This window comes from Ruegeria sp. BC6 (genome assembly GCF_056539185.1).
This window is the reverse complement of sequence record NZ_JBQFUM010000002.1, coordinates 303,936-325,910: the sequence shown is the minus strand read 5'-3', so window position 1 is coordinate 325,910 and position 21,975 is coordinate 303,936. Positions and strand designations below refer to the sequence as shown.

The following is a 21,975-nucleotide window of genomic DNA, read 5'->3' as shown; positions in this document are numbered from 1 at the left end:
ACCATCCCTGCGCCGAAGCCTCGACTTCACTTCAAGATCGGGGGGCTGTCCGGGTCGCTTCCGGGCGCTGGTCGGGACCCGGAGGCGCGCACTGGCTCGGGGATATCAAATCGCAGGCCCACTTTCGCCAATGCTGCGGCGGCAGGATCGCTGGCCGCGAAAAACCCGACATCCAAGGCACCAGCCTCAATCCCCGAAAATGTCAGAGCTTCGGAGACCGCCTTGGCCAAGGCCGTCTGGGCATCGGGGACCGCGTCAACGAAACCAAGAAGATGACCCTGCCCGCCACCCTCGGCGCGGGTTCCGGCGAGATATGCGGCGGAGGCCAGACCTGAAGCTGTGGCCAGTTTGGTGTCCAGCGCCGTCAGCAGAATGTCTGGCAACCCCGCGGGCGGAAGGAACTCCGTCAGACGGGATTGCACTTCTTGCGGGGCATGGCTGAGGGTTTCCGCAAGCCAGCCCAACGCTTCGGCGGGGATGAGCATCGACGACGGCGCCACCTCAAGGTTCAGCCCCAACCCGATGCCCTGCCCTGCAAGCATCCCCGCCAGAACCCGCCCGGACAGAGCGGCATATGGGGCAGGACGGCCCGCAAACTGCGCCAGTCGGTCTTCGCGGTCAAAGGCCAGCACAAAACGGCCATCAGCAACGTCAAACAGCTCGGGCGAGATGTTTTCGTCTCGCGCCTCTTCGGTCAGCAACAGAAACAGTTCATTGTCCGCGAGCCGTTCGAAGAACCTCAGCCGCGCGGCATCGTTCTGAGGGTCGGTCTCCATCTGGGCATGCGCAATGTCCAGCGCGGTCGTGTCAGTCATCCATCACCTCTTTGACCCGGGCTCGCAGCACCGGCAGCAGGTCCGTTTCGAACCAGAGATTTTTCTTCAGCCATGCCGTATTGCGCCATGACGGATGAGGCAAGGCAAATACCCGCGGCTCATGCTGTAGCCAATCGCGCACCGTATCCGTCACCGAGGTCTGTACGCCCAGATGGAATTTATGCGCGTACCCACCGACAAGGATGGTCAACGGAACATCGCCAAGTTCACTCATCACCCTGTGATGCCAGGTCTTCTTGCAGATCGCCGGCGGCGGCAAGTCCGCCTTTCGCGCATCGTACCCCGGAAAACAGAACGCCATCGGAACGATCGAAACCCGCGCCTGATCGTAGAATTGCTCTTCCTCCAACCCCAGCCAATCCCGCAGCCGGTCGCCTGAGGGGTCGGTGAACGGTCGGCCGCTCTCATGGACCCGTGCCCCGGGAGCTTGCCCTGCAATCAGGATGCGCGCATCGGGGCGGAACCACACCACCGGGCGGGGCTGATGCGCGGTCGCAGTCGAAGCAAAGCGATCGGCGCACAACCGGCACGATCTGATTTCCTCGGCAAGTGGCTTCACCTGATCTCCAGCCCTTTGGCGCTTGTTGCAAACCTAGAGTGGATCATAGCCGCTCCCGCAAACCGATCTAGTTGCAGACTCTGTGCGTCACAATCCTGGCAAGCCGTTTCGAACACACATTGAACATTTGTTTCATATTTCGACATAATGTGGCCAACATGGAGCGGTAGAACACCCGGCCGTCAGCCGGCCACCGGTGGCCGCACCCAAAGCAAAAACATGAGCAGGCCGTGAATGCTTGAGTTCGAGAATGTCAGCAAGTCCTTTTGGACCGGGACTCGCCGCAAGGTGATCCTGGACAGGGTCTCGTTCCGGGTCGAGCTGGGAAAATCACTTGGCGTTCTGGCCCCGAACGGCACCGGAAAAACCACGCTTATCAACATGATGGCCGGCCTCGAAAAGCCCGACGAAGGCGTGATCCGCCGAGAGTGCCGGGTGTCTTTCCCCATGGGCTTTGCCGGCGGCGTTTCCAAGAAGATGTCCGCACTCGAGAATGCCCGTTACATCGCCAAGATTTATGGAATGGACCCCGACTATGTCGAGGCTTACTGCAGCTGGATGTGCGACTTGGGCGAGTATTTCAACCAACCCTTGGCGACATACTCAGCCGGCATGCGCGCCCGTTTCACCTTTTCGTTGATGCTGGCCCTGGATTTCGACATGTACCTGATCGACGAAGGCATGCCTGCCACCACCGATGTCGAATTCAACAAAAAAGCGGGTTCAATCCTGCAGGAACGCTTGCGAACCACGACTTTGGTGATTGTGTCACACAATCCCAAAACCCTCGAAAAATTCGCCCGCCAGGCCGCCGTGCTTGTGGATGGGCAGCTTCATATGTTTGACTCCTTGGAAGAGGCGACGCAGCTATATGACTACCAAACCCAAGGTTAAGAAATACGACCCGAACCATGCCTCGCAGGCCGAAGGCACGGTCGAGGCGCGTGCCGAGGCGATTTCGCGCATCCGAAAAGCAACCCAACCGGCCGAGGAAGCCCCGGCGGGAACCGAGCTGGATGCCATCAAAAAAGAAGGGTTGACCGGTCGTCAGCTGCGCATAGCCCGACGCATGGCGCAGAAACACGGTCTGGCTGCGACGTCGGACTACGATGCCGTGCGCCTGCTACGGAAGAAGGGGATCGATCCGTTTCCGCGCTCCAACCTTCTGGATTTTGCGGCGGGTTCTTCCGATCCCGCGGATGCGGAAGACCAGCCAAAAGACAAGGTCAAGATCCAGCTACCGCAAACGGTGAAAGAAAAGCAACAGACCCTTCCCGGCCCCGAATGGAGTCCGGCACAGCGGCGCGAATTTGAAATCGGCCAGATTCAGAAGGACATCGCCCGTCGGCGCAGACGAAAGTTGTTTGGTCTGTTTGCCCGTCTATTCGCCTTTGTTCTGCTGCCCACGATTATTGTCGGCTATTACTTCTATCGCATAGCCACTCCGATGTACGCCAGCGAGTCCGCGTTTTCCATTCTACAGGCAGATGGTGGAGCTGGTGAGATCGGCGGGCTTTTGGCCGGGACGCAATACGCAACCACGCAGGACTCGGTCGCGACCCAGGAGTTCCTTGAATCCAAGGATGCGCTCAACCGTCTGGAACGGGACACTGGTTTTGCCGAGATTTTCAAGCAGGACTGGATAGATCCGATTCAAAGACTGCCTCAGGACGCCACGCTGGAAGAGGCGTTCAAACTGTACAAGCGCATGGTCACAATCGGCTATGACCCCAGCGACGGTATCATCCGGATGGAGGTTGCAGCACCCGACCCAGACACTGCCGTCGACCTGTCAAATCTGCTGATCTCCTACGCCGAAGAAAAGATCAACGGCCTCACCGAACTGAAGCGCGAAGATCAGATGCGGGACGCTCTGCAGTCCTTCGAGGATGCTCAGGAAGAACGGCGCAAAGCCCAGGAAGCGCTGATCGAACTGCAGTTGCAGGGTGCCGTGCTGGACCCCGAAAACGTGATTGCCGGGCTGCGCGCCCGCATCAACGAGATCGAGATACAGCTTCAAGACAAGGAATTGGAACTGGCGGCGTTGCTGGACAACCTTCGGCCGAACAAAGCCAAGGTCGACGGCGTCCAAGCTGACATCAACCGGCTTGAGGCCGTGCTCGAAGAGCTCAATGCCGAAATGCTGGACGCCTCCGCCGGCGAAAACTCGCTGGCGCGGTTGAGCGTTCGGATCCAGATGGCACAGGCCGATCTGGCCGCACGGGACATGATGCTGCAATCGGCCATGCAGCAAATGGAAACCGCCCGGACCGAGGCCAACCGCAAGGTTCGATACCTCACCGTTTCCGTGAACCCGGTCGCCAGTCAGGAGCCCACCTATCCGCGAAAGTTCGAAAATACGATTTTGGCTTTCCTGTTGTTTGCTGGTATCTACCTGATGATTTCGCTGACTACGTCAGTCCTTCGTGAACAGGTATCCTCGTAGAGCTCATGAAACATGTAAAAATAGCCAACGTCACCGTTGGCAACGACCTTCCGCTGACCATCATCGCGGGCCCTTGCCAGCTTGAAACGGCGGATCACGCACAGATGATCGCGGGAAGGATGAAAAAAGCCTGTGAAGCCGCGGGGGCACAGTATGTGTTCAAGGCCTCATATGACAAAGCCAACCGTACGTCCCTGTCCGGGAAACGTGGCATGGGGATCGAGGCCGGGCTGAAGGTGCTGGATGACATTCGCAAAACGATGGGTATTCCGGTCCTGACGGATGTCCACACCGAAGCGCAATGTGCCATCGCGGCCGAGGCGGTGGATATTCTGCAAATCCCGGCCTTCCTGTGCCGCCAGACGGACATGCTGCTGGCTGCCGGAGAAACAGGCAAGGCCGTCAACGTCAAGAAGGGTCAGTTCCTAGCCCCTTGGGAAATGCCGAACATCGTCGAAAAGATCGAAAGCACGGGCAACCACAACATCCTGCTCACCGAGCGCGGAACCTCGTTTGGCTACAATACGCTGGTCGCCGACATGCGATCGCTGCCGCAAATGGCGCAAACCGGGTATCCGGTTGTTATGGATGCAACCCATTCCGTTCAACAGCCAGGTGGCCGAGGCGGCTCGTCCGGCGGACAGCGGGAATTTGCACCGGTAATGGCCCGCGCGGCCGTGGCCTTGGGCGTTGGTGCCGTGTTCATTGAAACGCATCAGGATCCGGACACGGCGCCGTCTGACGGGCCGAATATGATCCCGTTGGACAAGATGGGCCAACTGATTGACACATTGATGCGTTTCGATGCCCTGGCCAAGGCCAACCCAGTTCAGATTTAACGATCGAGATTTTCCATGACCAAACCAATCCCCGAGGTGACCCCGAACACCTGGAGCTTTCTGCGCGATGCGATGATCAAACCCACCGGGTTTCGTGAATATGATGCCCGCTGGAAATACCCTGACGAGATCAACCTGCCGGGGATGACGGCTCTGGGTCTTGGTTTGGGAACTCAGATGCACAAGCGTGGGATCGAGCCGGTAATCGCGGTCGGCAACGACTACCGCGACTATTCTCTGGCGATCAAGAATGCGTTGATTCTGGGCCTCATGCAGGCCGGCATCCAGGTCAAGGATATTGGCCCTGCGCTGAGCCCGATGGCGTATTTCGCCCAATTCCATCTGGATGTTCCTGCAGTCGCCATGGTGACGGCCAGCCACAACCCAAACGGCTGGACCGGGGTGAAGATGGGCTTTGACCGTCCTCTGACCCACGGCCCTGACGAAATGGCCGAGCTGCGCGACATCGTGCTGAACGGCGAAGGCGTGGTGCGCCCCGGCGGGTCCTATGAATTCGTGGACGGCGTGAAAGAGGCCTATATCGACGATCTGGTCGGTGATTTCAAAATGTCGCGCCCCCTCAAGGTGGTCTGCGCGACGGGGAATGGTACTGCATCTGCCTTTGCCCCCGAGATATTTGAGCGAATCGGCGTCGAGGTCGTACCTAGCCACAACCGGTTGGATTACACCTTCCCCAACTACAACCCGAACCCCGAAGCGATGGAGATGTTGCACGACATGGCAGACGCCGTCAAAGCCAGCGGGGCGGACCTCGCGCTTGGGTTTGACGGAGACGGCGATCGCTGCGGTGTGGTCGATGACGAGGGCGAGGAGATCTTTGCCGACAAGGTCGGTGTCATCATGGCCCGCGATTTGGCCAAGCTGCATCCCGGCGCGACCTTCGTGGCCGACGTTAAATCGACCGGCCTGTTTGCAAGCGATCCCGAACTGCAGGCCCATGGCGTCAAGGCGGATTACTGGAAAACCGGCCACAGCCACATGAAACGGCGCGTGAAGGAAATCGGCGCGTTGGCCGGGTTCGAAAAGTCGGGCCATTACTTTCTGGCCGAGCCAATCGGGCGTGGATACGACTGCGGAATGCGGGTCGCGGTGGAAATTTGCAAACTGATGGACCGCAATCCGGGACAGAGCATGTCCGATCTGCGTCGCGCCCTGCCCAAGACATGGTCGACCCCGACCATGTCGCCCTATGCTGCCGATACCGAAAAATATGACATTCTCGCCCGCTTGGTGGACAAGCTCGTTGCCAAGGCAGAGGCGGGTGAAACATTGGCCGGTCGGCCGATCAAGGAAGTCGTGACCGTCAATGGTGCCCGCGTCATCCTCGACAATGGCAGTTGGGGCCTGGTCCGGGCGTCTTCGAACACGCCCAACCTGGTGGTGGTCTGCGAAAGCAGCGAGAGCGAAGATGAGATGCGGGCAATTTTCGCCGATATCGATGCCGTGATCCGCACCGAGCCGGGTGTGGGCGACTACGACCAGACGATCTGAGCAAATAAGGGGCGCTGCAGCGCCCCTTTCTCAATCCCGTCCGAGCAGTTTCAGCAAGCCCTTTTTGGCCTCGTCCTCAAGCTTTTGCTTCAGCGCGTCTTCGACCTGTTCGCTGTCGGAAATGGTTGTATTCAACTCCTCTCCCACCTTCTTCAGCGCCTTGTCCTTCGCGTCCTGCTCCAGTTCCTTGAGCTTCTCTTCCGTCGCAGCTTCGATCACCTTGCTCAGGTCAGGCTTGATCGACGGATCGCTCCACGGCCCCTTGATCCGCACGGGCACGGCAATGCCATTGCCCCCGTTCGCCCGCAGCGCAACCGGCGTGAACACATAGTCGATATCGCGCGCGCCCAGCCCGACGCGGCCCGCGCCGTCGGCACGGAAATTGTCAAGCTGCATCAGAAGATCGTTGTTCGTCAGGTTGCCGTCCTGAATCGTGTAGGTGGCAGTCAGGCTGTTGAAGACGGTGGTTCCTCCACTGCCTTCGCCGCGCCCCATCAAACGATCCAGATCAAACCCGGAGATCACCCCCTTGCCGACGTCCAGGCTGCCCTTGCCGCTGAGCGAGCGCATGATCTGCGCTTCGGTTTGCCCCACCCCCAGGAATTGCAGTGTTCCGGACGCTGTACCGGACAGACGTTCGACATCGCCCAATGTGGTCAAAGCCTGCTTGAGGTCGATACCGGTGGCGGTCAGGTTGCCCCCGACCGACAGTCCGTTTCTGTTGTTGGCAACGACTTCTCCGGTCAGCTTTCCGGAAAACAGCGTGGCCGGTTCCATTTTCAGAACCGCGCGCGACCGATCCAGGCTGAGGCTTAGATCGCTGGGGCCAAAGGTCATATCCGGAATAGCGATCGAATTGGCTTTCAACCGGATCGTTCCATTTGCCAACGAAAGGGGTGACGCGTCGATCGGCGCCTGGGACCAGCCTTCGGGCGCCTGTTTGCCTCCTCCGCCCGTGCCGCCGCTGTTGGGTGCGCTCCCGGCCGTTGCCTGCGTCAGGTCAAGGTCACCAGTACTCAGCCGCGCAGTAATCTTCGGTGGGCTTGCGATAACGATATCGGCGGCACCATCAAAACTGTTCTGATCCAGAACTGCCCGCATATCCCGCAAGGAAATGCGCCCATCCTTGGTGTAGGTCATCTGGCCAGACACATCCGCGACCCGTCCAAGTCCCATTGGGACTGACACCCCACCCTGACCAAAAGCGGCTAGCATCGCGTCGGTGTTTGTGGTCCGGATATGAGTTTTGCCGTCCATTTCACCGGCCAGGTTGACGCGTCCGTCAAAGCTGATCTCTCCGCCCGGCGCTGTCAGGCCAAGAACCAATGTCGTCACCGCGCCACTGGAGAAGGCAGGTAAATCAGGAATTTCCAGATCAACCTCAACCGCGCCACCGGGCACCGGCATTGATGCACTCATCTTCATCGGCGCAGTGACATCGGGCCAACTGGCCTTCAGATCGACCCCGGAAAAATCCATCTGAGGGACACCGTTTTCCACATAAACCAGACGCGCGTTGCTGAGCTCCAATCGGTCCAGGGTCACGGTTCCTGTCTCGGCCGGTGCCGCAGAGTTGGGTGCGGGTGCATCTGAATTGCCAGAGCCCGTGTTTGACGCCCCGGATTGCGGCGCCGACATTTCCCAATTGCCTCGACCTTGTGACAGTTCCAGCCGCAAGACCGGATCTTCGGCCACGACGCGCCGGATACGCACATCCCCCGCCAGCAGCGCTGAGGCATCCACGCCAACTGCCAGGCTTTGCGCGCTTAGCATCGGTTCAGAGTTGGCCCAGGGCGCGTTCCCAAACGTAACCGGCCCGGTTTCCATTCCCAGAACCGGCCAAAAGGACAGGCGGACATCACCCGACAACGTCAGCTCACGTCCGGTCTGCGCCTTGACCTGTTCGGCGAGGATTTTGCCCAGCTTGTCGCCGGGCATCAAAAGCAACGCCCCGATCACCAGCCCCGCGACCGCAACCAGAATGAATAGAATGCGTATCAGCCACTTCATTTTTTGCTCTCTGCCTTGCCGGCTTTTTGCCTCAGCTTCGATGTTCCTCGCGTCCGAAGGATTTGCAAGGGGAAGATTTCCCCACTATATGCCGCGCAATGAGCACCAACCCGCCAAACCTACGCCCCGATCTGGCACCCGCAGCCCGGATCACCGACGCACCGCGCAGCGGCCAACCCACCATCGGAATGGTGTCCTTGGGGTGTCCCAAGGCACTGGTCGACAGCGAGCGCATCCTGACGCGCCTGCGCGCTGAAGGATACGGGATCTCGCCCGACTATTCAGGTGCGGATGCCGTGATCGTGAACACCTGCGGGTTTCTGGACAGCGCCAAGGCCGAAAGCCTCGAAGCAATCGGCGAGGCTCTGGTGGAAAATGGCAAGGTCATCGTGACCGGGTGCCTGGGTGCCGAGCCGGACTACATCCGCGAACATCACCCCCGTATCCTGGCCGTGACCGGCCCGCACCAGTATGAACAGGTGCTGGATGCCGTTCACGCCGCCGTTCCGCCTGATCCCAATCCGTATGTGGATCTGTTGCCGGCTTCGGGCGTGAAGCTGACCCCGCGCCACTACAGCTATCTCAAGATATCCGAGGGCTGTAATCACAAGTGCAAATTCTGCATCATCCCGGATATGCGCGGAAAACTGGCCAGCCGACCGGCCCACGCCGTTCTGCGCGAGGCTGAAAAACTGGTCGACAGCGGTGTGCGCGAATTGCTGGTGATCAGCCAGGACACCTCGGCCTTTGGTCTGGATCGCAAATACGACGTAAACCTCTGGAAAGACCGGGAGGTGCGTAGCCACATTACCGATCTGGCCCGCGAACTGGGCCAACTGGATGCGTGGATACGACTGCACTACGTCTACCCCTATCCACATGTGCGCGAGTTGATCCCGCTGATGGCGGATGCAGGCAGCAACCTTTTGCCCTACCTGGACATCCCGTTCCAACACGCACATCCGGACGTTCTGAAACGAATGGCGCGCCCCGCTGCCGGCGCCAAGACACTGGACGAGATCGCCGCCTGGCGCGCGATATGCCCCGACATCACGCTGCGATCGACCTTCATTGTCGGCTACCCCGGCGAGACCGAGGCCGAGTTCCAGACCCTGCTGGATTGGATGGACGAGGCGCAGTTGGATCGCGTCGGGTGCTTCCAATACGAAAACGTTGAAGGGGCCCGCTCGAACGACTTGCCGGATCACGTCCCGGATGAGATCAAGCAAGAGCGCTGGGAGCGCTTCATGCAAAAGGCTCAGGCGATTTCCGAAGCGAAACTGGCGTCGAAAGTGGGCCAGAGGATCCAAGTGATCGTGGATGAGGTGGATGCCGAAGCCGCCACCTGCCGCACCAAGTCAGACGCGCCTGAGATCGATGGCAACCTGTTCATCGACGACGGTCATGAAAACCTGAAACCCGGCGACGTCGTCCTTGTTCAGGTCGACGAGGCTGGTGAATACGATCTGTGGGGGAAGCTGGTGCGCTGAACCGCCATCCGGCGGAAGAAGGCAGACGGCCCCCAAATCGGGACCGTCTGCTAAAAGCTTATTGAGTGACCGGGTTACACACGGTCTGGCCGGCCTCGGTGGTGGCCAGTTCATAGCCTGCCGAACAGCTGGGCGAGCCATATTTGTCATAGCTTGGCTGAACGTAAACCGGGGTGGGCTCTTCCTGCTGCGAGCAAGCAGTCAGGAACAAAACAAAGGCGCCGGCGGCAGCGAATTTCAGTTTCATGTCCATCAATCCTTTAATACTTTTCTGATATTGCCCAACTTTTCGGGGCCAGGTTAAGGATACGGGCAGTTCGGCTTTCTGGCAACAGATACGGTCACATCCGTGTGATCAGAGGCGAATCCACGCTTGCACCGCGACGTGCCACCGCCGGACCGGGACGCGCGAACTACACATTTCTCTGCGTTGGGCTAAGCTCTCGGATGTCCCTTTCAACAGCCGGAGCGCCAATATGCCAAAAGGATCTCAAATCGCCCAGAAATCGCCCTACCCCATCGAGGTGACTGAAGGCAAAAGCTACTTTTGGTGCGCTTGCGGACGCTCCAAACGTCAGCCATTCTGCGACGGTTCGCACAAGGAAACCGGGATTGAGCCGGTAAAATATGTAGCAGAATCAAGCAAGAAGGTCTTCTTCTGCGGATGCAAGCAGACCGCTAATCCGCCGCTGTGCGACGGAAGCCATTCCAAGCTTTAGGCCAATCAGGTCAGCGCATTCAAAGCTTTGGCATTGGCGCAAAATTCCGGGGCGGCGGTCGCCCGGCTTTGTTGGCACGCAAGCCAGACGGCACATCTTTCGCTGCAGTCAGCGGCTCGGCATCGGGTCACCATTTCGCTGTATCCCTGCGCGGTCAGCCGCCCTTCGGCGATGGCTTCGGACAGCGAGATTTCCATGCAGCGCGCAACCGACCGCGTCAGCCAGAAGTGTTTTTCTATGTCTCCGAGTCGCACAAGTTTCATTGTTTTTCCTGATTCTGCAGCGTCTTAAGTTTGGCGAATCGGTTCCTGTTCGGACATGTCTCCGGGGCCTCAACCCTGTCACCTCGGTGCGTCTGCCAGTCGCTACAGTCGCAAGCCCACTCGCAGCCCCGGCACCGTCCCACCATGCGCGCCCATTCGTCGGGACTGAGCCGACCCGTGAGATGGGCATCTACAAGGTCAACGCCGGTCGCCTGCCCCATCCGCAGAACAAGGCGTACATGCTTCATGGTCTGGCCAAGGACGTTCATGGTTCTGCCCGTCCGCGCTAGGGTGCAAGCCTGGCCAGCAAATCCTGGTTTCGGCAATACTCCGGTGGCCGTCCGTCGCTGTTTTGAAGCGCCAACGCGCGGTCGCAGTGATCGGGGTTTGTACAGCCTGTACAGCGCAGCACCGCGTCAGTGATTTCGTCGATGGAAACCGAACCGCCGATTGCGGCCTCCTGCAGGTCAACGCCCAGTTTCAGGGCCATTCGATCCACCAAAGCGGCGTGGCGGCGCAATTCTTCGCGTCTGGACATCCGAGTTCCTTTCGCTGTCTCGCTGAAAAGAACCCTAGCGCCATAACCCCACGGCGCCCTTGATTCAGGTCAAGAGACGATCCCCAGGTCGTCCAGGTAGGCCCGTGTGGCGTCCTGGACCCGCCTGAAACGATCTCCGCCCAGCTTTTTGCCGCCATACCATCGGGTCACAATGACCACGTGATCCTGCACACCGGCGCGTTCCAACATGCGCAATATGACCATCCCCGCACCAGTTTCGCCATCATCTGCCTTGAGAGCGCCGGTCGGCAAAATCGCGGCCCACGTGTTATGGGTCGCCTTGGCATATGCCTTGTCCGATTTAAGGTCGCGCAATACCGCATCGACCTCATCCCGCGACCTGACGGGAGCACCGCTCACCGCGTATTTCGAGCCTCGATCCGTCAGAACAACCCCCATCCGCTGGATCTGGGTCATTGGGTCAGGCCGAGCTGGGCGGCTGTTTCCAGAACAACTTCGATGCGCTTGGCATTGGGCGGATGAGACGCCAGAAAGCGGTCACCCGGATCTGGAATCCGGCCGAAATAGGCCATGCCGACCAGCGGATTGTACCCAGCCGAATAGGTGATCAAAGTTCCCATCCGGTCCGCTTCCAGCTCGAATTCTTTCGTGTAGCTCTGAACTCCGACTTCAGCACCCAGCTTCTGAGCACGTTCAATTCCTGCCGCGTCCTCGCCTTGCGCCTCAGCCAGTTCTCCGAAAATGCGGGCCCCTTCCTTGGCGTTTTTTACCTGCCGGGCGATGTGGCCCAGGATGTGATGCGCCGCCTCGTGTCCCATCACGAACGCCATCTCGTCGGCGTTCTGCGTCGACTTGACCATTTCCTGCGTGAAAATGATGAACGGGCGCCCATCCTTGTCCAACGTCTGGAACGCATTTGGCTCGGCAAACGGATCCGTGTCGATCAGAATCCCGAAATCGCAGTTTTGCCCCCGTGTCTCGCGCTGACAGACTTTTTGCGCGGCTGCCCCGACCGACCTGCTGACCTGCTGAAACGTCAGTGCCGAGTCGCGCAGTTCGGGCGAGGATGGTGACCAATCATCAACAGCAATGAACCCGCCCGCAGTGCACGCGGACACAACCAAGACCAGCAAAAACCTGAGGCGGTGCATTCCGGATCCTTTCTGTTCGTGCCGGCAGGAAAGCTTAGCGCGATGTGGCCCCCCTGACCACAGCCCGAAACCCAATCAGCGGGTTGCATTGCGATCGCAGGCTGGGCAGTCTGGGAACATGTTTTCGATTGAGCATGAATTCGACTCGACAGTCATTACCTTGGTGGACGAAGGCCCGGAGCCTTTGCAAGAAGACGTGGTGATCAACAGTTTCGCCGAGTGCGTCACGATCGAGCAGTTGGACCCCCGAACGGACCAGATGCAGAAAATCACCCTTTCGCCCGAACAGGTGCGCGATCTTGCCGCCGCTCTGGATCTGCCCGAAGGGGTGTATCAAATCAGGGAGACACCAGCCTAGGGATCGTAGACAAAGACCTTGTCGCGCCCTGTATGGCCTTTTTTCAGCGTCAAAGCTGACGGTGAAGCACCCATGGCCCGGGCCAACAGCTTGACCACGGCCTGGTTCGCCTTTCCATCCTCGGGCACGGCGGTGACAGCGATGTGCACTGTCGCCCCATCGAAAGAAATCCGGTCCTGCGCAGCTTTGGGAGTCACCCGCACGGGAATCGATTGCCCGGGTCGCGCCAGATGCCCAAGGTCCGGCAGGTTTCGCAGTTTCGGTTTTGCCATCACATTCGCTTCCGCATTTGGACGGTGCCGGGTGGCACAATATCCAACAGTTTTGCATCTTGCCCTTGAAACCGACGCGTGTCTGCCCGAGATACGACAGAACCATGTAAAGGAATTTAACATATGACGCTGAAAAACCCGGCTGCGTTCGAGTTCCTGCAGTCGCGCAGGTCGCGGCCCGCCAAGACGTTGATGGCCCCGGCGCCGACCCGCGACGAATTGATCCCGTTGCTGACCGCAGCCGCTCGCAGCCCCGATCATGGCAAGTTGGAACCTTGGCGGTTCGTCGTCATAGAAAAAGGCGCAATGCCGCGATTGGCCGATCTGACCGAGGAACGAGGCGTTGCGCTGGGGAAAGGCCCCGAAGACATTGCCAAGGCCCGTAGTCAGTTCGATATGGGGCATCTCGCTGTTGCCGTCATCGAAGTGCAAAAACCATCGCCGAAAATCCCGGAAATCGAACAAACCTACTCGGCCGGGGCGGTCTGCCTTGCACTGCTCAACGCAGCCCTTGCTGCGGGTTGGGGTGCCAACTGGCTTTCAGGTTGGCAGTCGCACGACCGCGAATTCTGCGAACGCGGTTTGGGCCTGGCCGACAATGAACGCATTGCCGGACTGATTCACATCGCAACCGAAGGGGCCACGCCGCCCGAAAGGCCCCGCCCGGACGTGGCCGCAGTCACCGAGTGGGTGACGGAATGATTATCCTCAACGCGTTCTTCGCGGCCTTGGGACAGCTCGGCGATGCTCGATTCCGATCGGTGCTACTGCGCGGTGTCGGCCTGACGATCCTGCTGCTTGTTGTTGCCTGTGCGGTTGCGATTTGGGGCATCAACGCCCTTGCTGGTCAGGAGATCTCGCTGCCATTTGTCGGCGACGTCCCGTGGTTGAACGACGTTCTGAACTATTCAGGGATCTTTCTGGTTCTGATCCTGCCGGTCTTTCTGATGGTGCCGGTGGCCTCAGCCATCACATCGATGTTTCTGGATGAGGTCGCACAGGCCGTTGAAGACCGGCATTACCCGAACCTACCCCCCGTCCCGTCCGTCCCGATCTGGGACGCGGTGCTGGACTCGCTGGGATTCTTGGGTGTGTTGATTGTTGCCAACGTATTGGCGTTGGCCCTTTACGCGCTGTTCACACCCCTCGCTCCGTTCATCTTTTGGGGGATGAACGGGTTTTTGCTGGGTCGGGAGTATTTCACGCTGGCGGCCATGCGCCGGATCGGGCGCGACGGTGCGCGGGCGTTGCGGGCACGCCATGCCGGGACGATCTGGGTCGCCGGAACCTTGATGGCCATCCCCCTGTCGGTCCCGCTGGTGAACCTTTTCATTCCGATCATCGGAGCCGCAACGTTCACGCATATCTTTCATGGGCTGTCGCGACAGGCCGAGCGCTGATTACTCGCGCGGTTCCATCTGGTTCAACCAGTCGAAATCACGAACTGAGATTACGCCAGAAACAATGATCCCTGCGATCACCGCCCACAACACGATAGAAATACCGGTGGTGATCCATATCTTTTTTTTCATGTGGTGAACTTCCGGAGCGCCCGCATGGGTCCCCGGCACGATGTCGCCCAGATCGCCTTGCGTCTTGATGCGGACCGGCAGCACGACCAACAAGGTCATGAACCAGATCACGGCGAACAATACCAGCGCAGCAGTGATTGTCATTTCGGCGCCTCCTCAGCCCGGCTCAGACTTGCTCCAGCTCCACAAGGCACCCGTTGAAGTCCTTGGGGTGCAAAAACAGCACGGGCTTGCCGTGCGCGCCGATTTTGGGTTCTCCGGTTCCCAGAACGCGGGCACCGGTCGCCTTCAGGTGATCCCGTGCGGCGATGATGTCCTCGACCTCATAACAGACATGGTGGATGCCACCCGCCGGGTTCTTTTCCAGGAAGCCGTTGATCGGGCTGTCGTCGCCCAGCGGGTACAGCAGCTCGATCTTGGTATTGGGCAGTTCGATGAAGACAACCGTAACGCCATGATCCGGTTCATCCTGAGGTTCACCAACCTTGGCGCCCAGCGCGTTGCGGTATTGGGCGGATGCGGCCTCGAGGTCGGGCACGGCGATGGCGACATGGTTCAGGCGGCCAATCATGGCAGTCTCCTCTGTTCTGCGTTGCAGCGTTTATGGGGGCTGCCCTGTCAAAGGGCAAGTGCGCCAAAACGCGCGTTAACCCTGTGTTAGCCAGGAGTTCCTAGCGTGGGGCATCTGCTGAAAGGAGTTCTGCCATGGACGATTCGGTGCCGTTCGCCCCATCCGCCGTCGCCCCCAGCGCCACCCGGCTTTTGCTGGGTCAAACCATTCTGGTTGTCGAGGACAGTCGCTATGCCTGTGATGCGATGCGACTGATGTGCCTGCACAGTGGCGCCCGCATTCGCAGGGCCGATTGCCTGAGGTCGGCGCGCAGGCACCTTCAGATCTATCGCCCGTCGGTGATCGTGGTTGACATGGGCCTGCCGGACGGCTCTGGCGCAGACCTGATCGCGGAACTGAACGCGGTTTCCCCACGTATCAGCGTCATCCTTGGTATGTCCGGCGACGACTGCGCCGAAACGCTTGCGTTGCAAGCCGGAGCCGATGGCTTTCTGGCGAAACCGTTGAATTCGCTGATCAGCTTCCAAAGGGCTATCCTGGAAAACCTCCCCGAAGACCGCCGCCCGGGTACACTCCAATCCGTCAAAGACGAACAGATCTGCCCCGATCCGCTGGCTTATCAGGATGACATGGCGCATATCGCAGATGTTCTGACCGGGCCGGCGGATTCGCGCACTCTGGACTATGCCGCTCAATTCCTGCGCGGTGTTGCCCGGGATGCCGAGGATACGGTTCTGGAACAAGCAGCCCATGACCTCGCATCCTCGCGCGCCAAGGGCGCTCCGGTAACAGCTTTGGCTGCGCGCGTTGCCGGTCTTGTCCAAAGCCGTCTTGAAAGACGAAAGGCGATCTGAATGACCTTGGCCTACTTCGCGACAACAGCCATGCTCTGCGCTTGGTGGTATTGGCACACCCGCAGATCCGCGCGGACCATTCGCGCCAACCGCGAAAAACAGCCGAACTGGCTGGACTGATTTCAAGTTCAAGGGATTTTAGCCAGTTGGAAAACGCGGGCACCGATACGCACTGAAGTACTTGGCGGAAAGTTCGCTTCGCGCCACCGCAGTAGTTTTGACCGCACCCAAAGGTTTTTCACACTCTGTGTACGGTCCTTGGCTCATTCCTGAGGGATGACCCGCAGACCCAGCTCCATCAGCTGATCCGAGGTCGGGTCCGACGGCGCCTGCATCATCAGATCTTCGGCACGCTGGTTCATCGGGAACATCATGACCTCGCGGATGTTGGCCTCGTCCGCAAGCAGCATGACGATCCGGTCGATGCCGGCGGCGCAGCCCCCGTGCGGCGGAGCGCCATAGTGGAACGCGTTGAACAGCGCTCCAAAGCGGCTTTTGACCTCGTCCTCGCCATAGCCGGCCAGTTCGAAGGCCTTGAGCATGATCTCGGGCTTGTGGTTCCGGATCGCACCCGACACCAGCTCGTAACCGTTGCAGGCCAGGTCGTACTGATAGCCCTTGACCTCAAGCGGGTCGCCCTGCAGCGCCTCCATGCCACCCTGCGGCATCGAGAACGGGTTGTGTTCGAAATCGATCTCGCCGGTTTCCTCGTCCTTCTCGTAGATCGGGAAATCCACGATCCAGGCAAAGGCGAACCGGTCCTTGTCGGTCAGGCCCAGCTCCTCGCCGATAACATCGCGCGCCTTGCCGGCGACTTTTTCAAAGGCTTTGGGCTTACCACCCAGGAAGAACGCCGCGTCACCGACCCCAAGGCCCAGCTGCTGGCGAATTGCCTCGGTGCGTTCGGGGCCGATGTTCTTGGCCAACGGGCCGGCCGCTTCCATCCCCTCACCCTGATCACGCCAGAAGATATAGCCCATGCCGGGCAGACCTTCTTTCTGTGCAAAGGCGTTCATGCGGTCGCAGAACTTGCGGCTGCCGCCACCCGGCGCCGGGATCGCGCGGATCTCGGTGCCTTCCTGTTCCAGCAGCTTGGCGAAAATCGCGAAACCGGACCCGCGGAAGTGTTCCGACACCACCTGCATCTTGATCGGGTTGCGCAGATCGGGCTTGTCGGTGCCATACCACAGCGCCGCGTCTTTGTAGGAAATCTGCGGCCATTCCTGATCAACCTTCCGGCCACCACCAAATTCCTCAAAGATCCCCGTCAGAACTGGCTGGATGGTATCGAACACGTCCTGCTGGGTGACGAAGGACATCTCGAGGTCGAGCTGGTAGAAATCGGTGGGCGAGCGGTCGGCGCGCGGGTCCTCGTCACGGAAGCACGGCGCGATCTGGAAATACTTGTCGAAGCCCGACACCATGATCAGCTGCTTGAACTGCTGCGGCGCCTGCGGCAACGCATAGAACTTGCCCGGATGCAGGCGCGAGGGCACCAGGAAGTCGCGTGCGCCCTCGGGGCTGGACGCGGTGATGATCGGCGTCTGATATTCGCGGAAGCCCTGATCCCACATGCGGCGGCGCATGCTGGCCACCACGTCCGAGCGCAGCGCCATATTGCGCTGCATCGCCTCGCGACGCAGGTCCAGGTAGCGATAGCGCAGGCGGGTTTCCTCGGGGTATTCCTGATCGCCGAACACCATCAGCGGCAGCTCCTCGGCCGCGCCCAGCACTTCCAGTTCGCGGACATAGACCTCGATCTCGCCGGTGGGCAGCTTGGGGTTCACCAACTCGGCATCGCGCGCCTTGACCGTGCCGTCGATGCGGATGCACCATTCCGAGCGCACTTTCTCCAACGCGCTGAACGCAGCACTGTCGCCGTCGCACAGAACCTGGGTCACGCCATAGTGGTCGCGCAGGTCGATGAACAGCACGCCGCCGTGATCTCGCACCCGATGAACCCAACCCGACAGGCGGACGGTTTCACCGACATTGGCGGCGGTCAGATCGGCGCAGGTATGGCTGCGATAGGCGTGCATGGATGGTATCCCTTCGGGCGCTGAATTCGTCGCGCCGATACACCGCGATCACGTCGGGAAGTCAAGGGTTGGAGCACGATGCGCCTCCATCGGAGCCCGGAATGCAGACAAATTCGAAAAAATCGCTATCTTTTGGACATGTGAACTCGAATAGTTTTCCCGGCACGCGGGAGCCAGGCCCCTTGAGCAAGGAGGTGTTCGGCCGATGTGGCAAACTGTTTTGGATCGCGTATTGCGGGGTTTCATCACCCGCGGAACTCTGCGGATCACCTATCCTGACGGGACGGCGCGCACCTATGGCGACGCCACGCAGCCCGAGGCGCATATCACCCTGCATGACCCCGCTTTGATGGCGCGCTTGGTGCGCAATCCCGAGATGGCTTTTGGCGAGGGCTACATGAACGGCACCCTGACCGTCGACGAAGGCGGCCTGGAAAGTGGCATGCGGATCGCGATTCGATGCGCGGCCAGCGGTTCATTGCCCCTGCTGCAGCAGATCCAGGACTGGGCCGGGTATCTTCTGCGGCCGATCCTGCAGCGCAACTCTGTCCGCTCGGCGCGGCGCAATGTTGCGCATCACTATGACCTGTCCGACGACTTCTACCGGCTGATGCTGGACCCTGACATGCAGTACAGCTGCGCCTATTTCCAGCAGCCCTGGATGACTTTGGAACAGGCGCAAACCGCCAAAAAGGCGCATATTGCGCGCAAGCTGTGCCTCGAGCCCGGCATGCGGGTGCTGGACATCGGCTGCGGCTGGGGCGGTCTGGCCCTGACGCTGGCGCGTGACCACGGCGTGCAGGTGACCGGGCTGACCCTGTCGCAGAACCAGCACCGCACCGCGACCGCGCGGGTGCAGCAGGCCGGGCTGGCCGACCTCATCGACATTCGGCTGATGGACTACCGGCAGATGCAGGATCAGTTCGACCGGATCGTCTCGGTCGGGATGCTGGAGCATGTGGGCGCGCCACAGCTGCGCACCTATTTCGACCGGGTCGCAGCCCTGTTGAAGCCCGACGGCGTGGCGTTGATCCATTCCATCGGCCGCAACGGGCCGCCCACCGGCCAGTCGCCCTGGCTGAACAAATACATCTTCCCAGGCGGCTATGTCCCGTCGCTCGAAGAAATCGTCAAGCCCGTGGCGCGCACCGGCTTGTGGTTTCTGGATGTCGAAAGCCTGCGGCTGCATTATGCCCTGACGCTGCGCGCCTGGCGCGACCGGTTCGAGAGCAATCTGGATCAGGTGCGCGCGATGTATGATGACCGGTTCATCCGCATGTGGCGGTTCTATCTGACCGCCTGCATCCTGGTGTTCGAAGAGCGCGACCAGACCGTGTTCCAACTGCAGCTGGGCCATCGCCGCGACGCGGCGCCGTTGACGCGGGACTATCTGTATCAGCCCGATCAGGACATGCGCGATGCCGCGGAGTAAAGCACCTAGAACGGGCGCTGCACGTTTCCGGAATAGAAGAACACGCCCAGCCCGGCGGCAAAGATGATGTTGCCCGCGATCGCGTGCAGCAGCACCGCATAGAAGAACGACCCGCGCTTGCGGTAGGCCCATGAAAACAGCAGCCCGCCCGCGAATGTCATCACGGTGACGATCCAGCTCCAGTACATCAGGTGGGCAAAGGCGAACAGCCCGGAGTTCAGCAACGGCAAGGCCGCGCCGTTAGGCAGGATCGCGTGATAGCGGCGATAGAACAGCGTGCGGAACAGCAGCTCTTGCGGCAGCGCCGACAGCAACGGGTAGCCCAGCCAGATCACGGCCAGAAATTCGGGCCGGTTCAGCAGCAGATAAAAGGCCGCATCGGGGCGCGTGGCCATCACCAGGGCCGAACAGATCGCCGCCATTGCCAATGAAAACCCGATCACCTCGGCCCAGCGCCAGTTGCGCCAGCCATAGCGCAGCTCGGCCCACGAAAAACCTGGGGTGCGGTGCAGCAGGGCGATCCCGACAGCGGTGAAGAAGAACAGAGCCGGAAACATCCAGTCGGGTGGAAACAGAACCGCGATCAGCAAGGGGACCGCGACATAGAACGCCACGAATTCAGCCTTCAGGCGCAGGTTCGATACCTGCAATCCACGCGCAGAGCTGTGGTCGCTCATGGCAGCCTCACCTCGGCCGGGATCAAACCGCGCAAGGAATTGCCCATCCAGACCCGGTGCGCGGCTGCCAGGTCATGCAGGGTCAAGACTGCCTCGGCCGCACGTCCGGTTTCGAGCAACTCCTCACGCAGGATGCCCGGCAGCAGGCCCGCCGTAACCGGCGGTGTCAGCAGGCGCCCGTCTTCATTTTCGACGAACAAGTTAGTGATGGTGCCCTCGCACAGTTCATCCCGTTCGTTCAGGAACAACAGCTCGTCCACGCCGTCGGGTAATTCCGCCCGCGCTTGATCATAGATCGCGCGGCGGGTGGTCTTGTGGCGCAGCCAGGTGTCCGAGGACGTCAGCCTTGTTGTCGCCAGACCCACAGTCCAGCCCGGCGGGTTGTCTGCCAAAGGCCCCGTGGAGAACTTGGGTGCACCGGTCAAGTCCAGCGTTAGCCGACACCGCAGCGGGTCAGCGCCGGACACACCGCCCACCACGTCGCCGACGCGCCGTACGTCGAACCGAACACCCAGCCAGTCCGCAGTCCGCGCCATACGCCGCAGGTGACGGGTCACACGTACAAAGCCCTGCCCAGGCCGAAACGCAAAGGTTTCGATCAGGCGGAAATCAGGCTCAGTTGGCGCGCGAACCGGGCTTTCCATAGCGCTTCCTCGTATTCCGAAGCGGCGGTGCTGTCCCAGACGACGCCTCCGCCGACATTCAAAGTGGCCCGATTGCCCTCGACCATCAAGGTCCGGATCGCGACGTTGAATTCCGACCGCCCGTCCGGGGCGGCCCAGCCGATGGTGCCGCAGTAGATGTCGCGCGGCCAAGGCTCCAGATCCGACAGAATCTCCATCGCACGGATCTTGGGCGCCCCAGTAATCGATCCACAGGGAAACAGCGCCGACAGGATGTCGGACAGCCCGGCCCCCACCTGCAGCCGCGCCTGCACCAGCGACACCATCTGGTGCACGGTGGCGTAGGTCTCGACCTTGAACAGCTCGGGCACCTGAACGGTTCCCGGCAGCGCCACACGGCTGATGTCATTGCGCAGAAGGTCCACGATCATCAGGTTCTCGGCCCGGTTCTTTTCGTCCGAGGACAGGAAATCGCGCCGCCAGGCGTCCTCGGCCAGATCGGCGCTGCGCGGCTGAGTGCCCTTCATCGGCCGGGTCTCGATCATCCCGGCGGCATCGGTGCGGAAGAACAGCTCGGGCGAGCGGCTGAGCAGATCGGGCAGCCCGTCCTGCTGGACCAATGCGCCATGGCCGACCGGCTGTCCGGCGGTCAGCGCGGCATAGAGCGCGGCACTGTCGCCCTCGGTTTCCAGGTCGATGGGAAAGGTCAGGTTGGCCTGATAGATGTCGCCGGCCCCGATCGCATCATGCACGGCGCGGAAGGCTTCGGCATAGCGCGCCTCGCTCCAACGCGGCTGGAACGCAGTCAGCCCGGCCGCACCGAACGGCAGGTCCTGCACGCTCGGGCCGTCGAACACCCCAAAGCACAATAGCGGCAATCGACGGGTCGCGGGCAGCCTTGCGGCCAGCTTGGGCTCAAGCGCATAGCCAAGCTCGTAGCTGGCATATCCGGCCAGCCAGCCGCCCTGCGCGCGCGCGTCATCCAGCGCCGCCAATGCCTGGGGCACCTGCTCCGCCCGGTCGGCGCGGATCACCTGGGCAGGCCGGTCGAAACCGATGCCCGGACCGGCGGGTCCATGATCGAAACGAATGCGCAATTGCTTCCTCATCTGTCGTGCAGCGGCATATAGAGAATACGGTGCCAGGGGAAAGGGGGGAAAGCGGCAATTTCGCTTCCGTTTCCGATCCCCCTTGCACCTTTTGCCCGGGTCCCTATAACGCACGACAATTTGGGCGCATGGGCGGCGCCCGCGACTCGTGCAAAATCGAAGG

27 protein-coding genes are annotated in these 21,975 nt (G+C 60.6%); 11 read left to right on the top strand and 16 right to left on the bottom strand.

The features are described from left to right. Positions 1-26: 26 nt before the first annotated feature. Positions 27-815: an SseB family protein gene (locus ACR0MM_RS09065; protein ID WP_480695718.1), complete on the bottom strand. Its 789-nt coding sequence runs from the start codon at positions 813-815 to the stop codon at positions 27-29. Further along, on the bottom strand, positions 808-1,395 hold the full coding sequence (locus ACR0MM_RS09060; protein WP_480695716.1) for a uracil-DNA glycosylase family protein: 588 nt from the start codon (positions 1,393-1,395) through the stop codon (positions 808-810). The genes ACR0MM_RS09065 and ACR0MM_RS09060 overlap by 8 nt, the downstream gene beginning before the upstream one ends. 234 nt (positions 1,396-1,629) lie before the next feature. Between ACR0MM_RS09060 and ACR0MM_RS09055 the strand changes: the two genes are divergently transcribed. The 4 genes from ACR0MM_RS09055 to ACR0MM_RS09040 are packed head-to-tail and all read left to right on the top strand — an operon-like array spanning position 1,630 to position 6,192. Next, a complete protein-coding gene (locus tag ACR0MM_RS09055) occupies positions 1,630-2,289 on the top strand; it encodes an ABC transporter ATP-binding protein (protein ID WP_093964707.1) in 660 nt (219 codons plus the stop codon). Next, positions 2,267-3,841, top strand: a complete 1,575-nt coding sequence (locus ACR0MM_RS09050; RefSeq protein WP_480695714.1) for a KpsE/RkpR family capsule polysaccharide export protein — start codon at positions 2,267-2,269, stop codon at positions 3,839-3,841. Before ACR0MM_RS09055 ends, ACR0MM_RS09050 begins: the two co-directional genes overlap by 23 nt. A 5-nt stretch (positions 3,842-3,846) precedes the next feature. Next, positions 3,847-4,680 carry a 3-deoxy-8-phosphooctulonate synthase gene (gene kdsA, locus ACR0MM_RS09045; RefSeq protein WP_480695712.1) on the top strand — a complete coding sequence of 278 codons (834 nt, stop codon included), beginning with the start codon at positions 3,847-3,849 and terminating at the stop codon, positions 4,678-4,680. A gap of 15 nt (positions 4,681-4,695) precedes the next feature. After that, the gene (locus ACR0MM_RS09040) at positions 4,696-6,192 is read left to right on the top strand and encodes a phosphomannomutase/phosphoglucomutase (protein ID WP_480695710.1); all 1,497 of its coding nucleotides are present in this window, start codon (positions 4,696-4,698) and stop codon (positions 6,190-6,192) included. A 30-nt stretch (positions 6,193-6,222) separates the two neighbouring features. Here the strand turns inward: ACR0MM_RS09040 and ACR0MM_RS09035 are convergent, their stop codons facing one another. Further along, a complete protein-coding gene (locus ACR0MM_RS09035; protein ID WP_480695708.1) occupies positions 6,223-8,202 on the bottom strand; it encodes an AsmA family protein in 1,980 nt (659 codons plus the stop codon). A 98-nt stretch (positions 8,203-8,300) separates the two neighbouring features. Between ACR0MM_RS09035 and rimO the strand changes: the two genes are divergently transcribed. After that, positions 8,301-9,692: a 30S ribosomal protein S12 methylthiotransferase RimO gene (gene rimO, locus ACR0MM_RS09030; RefSeq protein WP_480695706.1), complete on the top strand. Its 1,392-nt coding sequence runs from the start codon at positions 8,301-8,303 to the stop codon at positions 9,690-9,692. 58 nt (positions 9,693-9,750) lie between these two features. Here rimO and ACR0MM_RS09025 read toward each other — a convergent pair whose 3' ends face one another. Beyond that, on the bottom strand, positions 9,751-9,939 hold the full coding sequence (locus tag ACR0MM_RS09025) for a hypothetical protein (protein WP_480695704.1): 189 nt from the start codon (positions 9,937-9,939) through the stop codon (positions 9,751-9,753). 229 nt (positions 9,940-10,168) lie between these two features. On the opposite strand from ACR0MM_RS09025, the gene ACR0MM_RS09020 reads away from it, so the two are divergent. Next, positions 10,169-10,411, top strand: a complete 243-nt coding sequence (locus ACR0MM_RS09020; RefSeq protein ID WP_170340652.1) for a CDGSH iron-sulfur domain-containing protein — start codon at positions 10,169-10,171, stop codon at positions 10,409-10,411. A 5-nt stretch (positions 10,412-10,416) separates the two neighbouring features. Here the strand turns inward: ACR0MM_RS09020 and ACR0MM_RS09015 are convergent, their stop codons facing one another. The 5 genes from ACR0MM_RS09015 to ACR0MM_RS08995 form a co-directional block, all read right to left on the bottom strand. Next, positions 10,417-10,674, bottom strand: a complete 258-nt coding sequence (locus tag ACR0MM_RS09015) for a DUF6455 family protein (RefSeq protein WP_170357169.1) — start codon at positions 10,672-10,674, stop codon at positions 10,417-10,419. Then, positions 10,671-10,943, bottom strand: a complete 273-nt coding sequence (locus ACR0MM_RS09010; RefSeq protein ID WP_280525634.1) for a DUF6455 family protein — start codon at positions 10,941-10,943, stop codon at positions 10,671-10,673. The genes ACR0MM_RS09015 and ACR0MM_RS09010 overlap by 4 nt, the downstream gene beginning before the upstream one ends. Before the next feature lie 17 nt (positions 10,944-10,960). Further along, positions 10,961-11,212, bottom strand: coding sequence for a DUF6455 family protein (locus tag ACR0MM_RS09005; protein WP_480695702.1), 252 nt, complete (start codon positions 11,210-11,212; stop codon positions 10,961-10,963). Between the two features lie 69 nt (positions 11,213-11,281). Further along, complete coding sequence (locus tag ACR0MM_RS09000) at positions 11,282-11,650, bottom strand: YigZ family protein (protein ID WP_170357167.1); 369 nt, start codon at positions 11,648-11,650, stop codon at positions 11,282-11,284. Further along, positions 11,647-12,345: a M48 family metalloprotease gene (locus ACR0MM_RS08995; RefSeq protein ID WP_170340641.1), complete on the bottom strand. Its 699-nt coding sequence runs from the start codon at positions 12,343-12,345 to the stop codon at positions 11,647-11,649. The genes ACR0MM_RS09000 and ACR0MM_RS08995 overlap by 4 nt, the downstream gene beginning before the upstream one ends. Before the next feature lie 118 nt (positions 12,346-12,463). Between ACR0MM_RS08995 and ACR0MM_RS08990 the strand changes: the two genes are divergently transcribed. Further along, complete coding sequence (locus tag ACR0MM_RS08990; protein ID WP_093964694.1) at positions 12,464-12,703, top strand: hypothetical protein; 240 nt, start codon at positions 12,464-12,466, stop codon at positions 12,701-12,703. On the opposite strand, the gene ACR0MM_RS08985 is transcribed toward ACR0MM_RS08990, so the two are convergent. Further along, positions 12,700-12,975, bottom strand: coding sequence for a DUF167 domain-containing protein (locus ACR0MM_RS08985; protein WP_480695700.1), 276 nt, complete (start codon positions 12,973-12,975; stop codon positions 12,700-12,702). The genes ACR0MM_RS08990 and ACR0MM_RS08985 overlap by 4 nt on opposite strands. A gap of 123 nt (positions 12,976-13,098) precedes the next feature. Between ACR0MM_RS08985 and ACR0MM_RS08980 the strand changes: the two genes are divergently transcribed. Next, a complete protein-coding gene (locus ACR0MM_RS08980; RefSeq protein WP_480695698.1) occupies positions 13,099-13,677 on the top strand; it encodes a nitroreductase family protein in 579 nt (192 codons plus the stop codon). Continuing rightward, the gene (locus ACR0MM_RS08975; RefSeq protein WP_170364771.1) at positions 13,674-14,375 is read left to right on the top strand and encodes an EI24 domain-containing protein; all 702 of its coding nucleotides are present in this window, start codon (positions 13,674-13,676) and stop codon (positions 14,373-14,375) included. The genes ACR0MM_RS08980 and ACR0MM_RS08975 overlap by 4 nt, the downstream gene beginning before the upstream one ends. Here the strand turns inward: ACR0MM_RS08975 and ACR0MM_RS08970 are convergent, their stop codons facing one another. Then, positions 14,376-14,651, bottom strand: coding sequence for a DUF1467 family protein (locus ACR0MM_RS08970; RefSeq protein ID WP_093964691.1), 276 nt, complete (start codon positions 14,649-14,651; stop codon positions 14,376-14,378). It abuts the gene before it with no gap. Positions 14,652-14,673: 22 nt separating this feature from the next. Beyond that, complete coding sequence (mce, locus tag ACR0MM_RS08965) at positions 14,674-15,078, bottom strand: methylmalonyl-CoA epimerase (protein ID WP_093964690.1); 405 nt, start codon at positions 15,076-15,078, stop codon at positions 14,674-14,676. A gap of 134 nt (positions 15,079-15,212) precedes the next feature. Here mce and ACR0MM_RS08960 point away from each other — a divergent pair, with 134 nt between their 5' ends. Further along, the gene (locus ACR0MM_RS08960; RefSeq protein WP_480695695.1) at positions 15,213-15,932 is read left to right on the top strand and encodes a response regulator; all 720 of its coding nucleotides are present in this window, start codon (positions 15,213-15,215) and stop codon (positions 15,930-15,932) included. Positions 15,933-16,195: 263 nt separating this feature from the next. On the opposite strand, the gene aspS is transcribed toward ACR0MM_RS08960, so the two are convergent. Then, the gene (gene aspS / locus ACR0MM_RS08955) at positions 16,196-17,971 is read right to left on the bottom strand and encodes an aspartate--tRNA ligase (RefSeq protein ID WP_170441700.1); all 1,776 of its coding nucleotides are present in this window, start codon (positions 17,969-17,971) and stop codon (positions 16,196-16,198) included. 205 nt (positions 17,972-18,176) lie between these two features. Between aspS and ACR0MM_RS08950 the strand changes: the two genes are divergently transcribed. Then, positions 18,177-19,403 (top strand): class I SAM-dependent methyltransferase, encoded by a 1,227-nt coding sequence (locus tag ACR0MM_RS08950; RefSeq protein ID WP_480695693.1) that lies wholly within the window; start codon positions 18,177-18,179, stop codon positions 19,401-19,403. 5 nt (positions 19,404-19,408) lie between these two features. Here ACR0MM_RS08950 and ACR0MM_RS08945 read toward each other — a convergent pair whose 3' ends face one another. The 3 genes from ACR0MM_RS08945 to ACR0MM_RS08935 are packed head-to-tail and all read right to left on the bottom strand — an operon-like array spanning position 19,409 to position 21,812. Then, positions 19,409-20,080 carry a CPBP family intramembrane glutamic endopeptidase gene (locus tag ACR0MM_RS08945; RefSeq protein WP_480695691.1) on the bottom strand — a complete coding sequence of 224 codons (672 nt, stop codon included), beginning with the start codon at positions 20,078-20,080 and terminating at the stop codon, positions 19,409-19,411. Then, complete coding sequence (locus ACR0MM_RS08940; protein ID WP_480695689.1) at positions 20,077-20,724, bottom strand: aminotransferase class IV family protein; 648 nt, start codon at positions 20,722-20,724, stop codon at positions 20,077-20,079. Before ACR0MM_RS08940 ends, ACR0MM_RS08945 begins: the two co-directional genes overlap by 4 nt. Then, positions 20,679-21,812, bottom strand: coding sequence for an aminodeoxychorismate synthase component I (locus ACR0MM_RS08935; protein WP_480695687.1), 1,134 nt, complete (start codon positions 21,810-21,812; stop codon positions 20,679-20,681). Before ACR0MM_RS08935 ends, ACR0MM_RS08940 begins: the two co-directional genes overlap by 46 nt. Between the last annotated feature and the right edge of the window lie 163 nt (positions 21,813-21,975).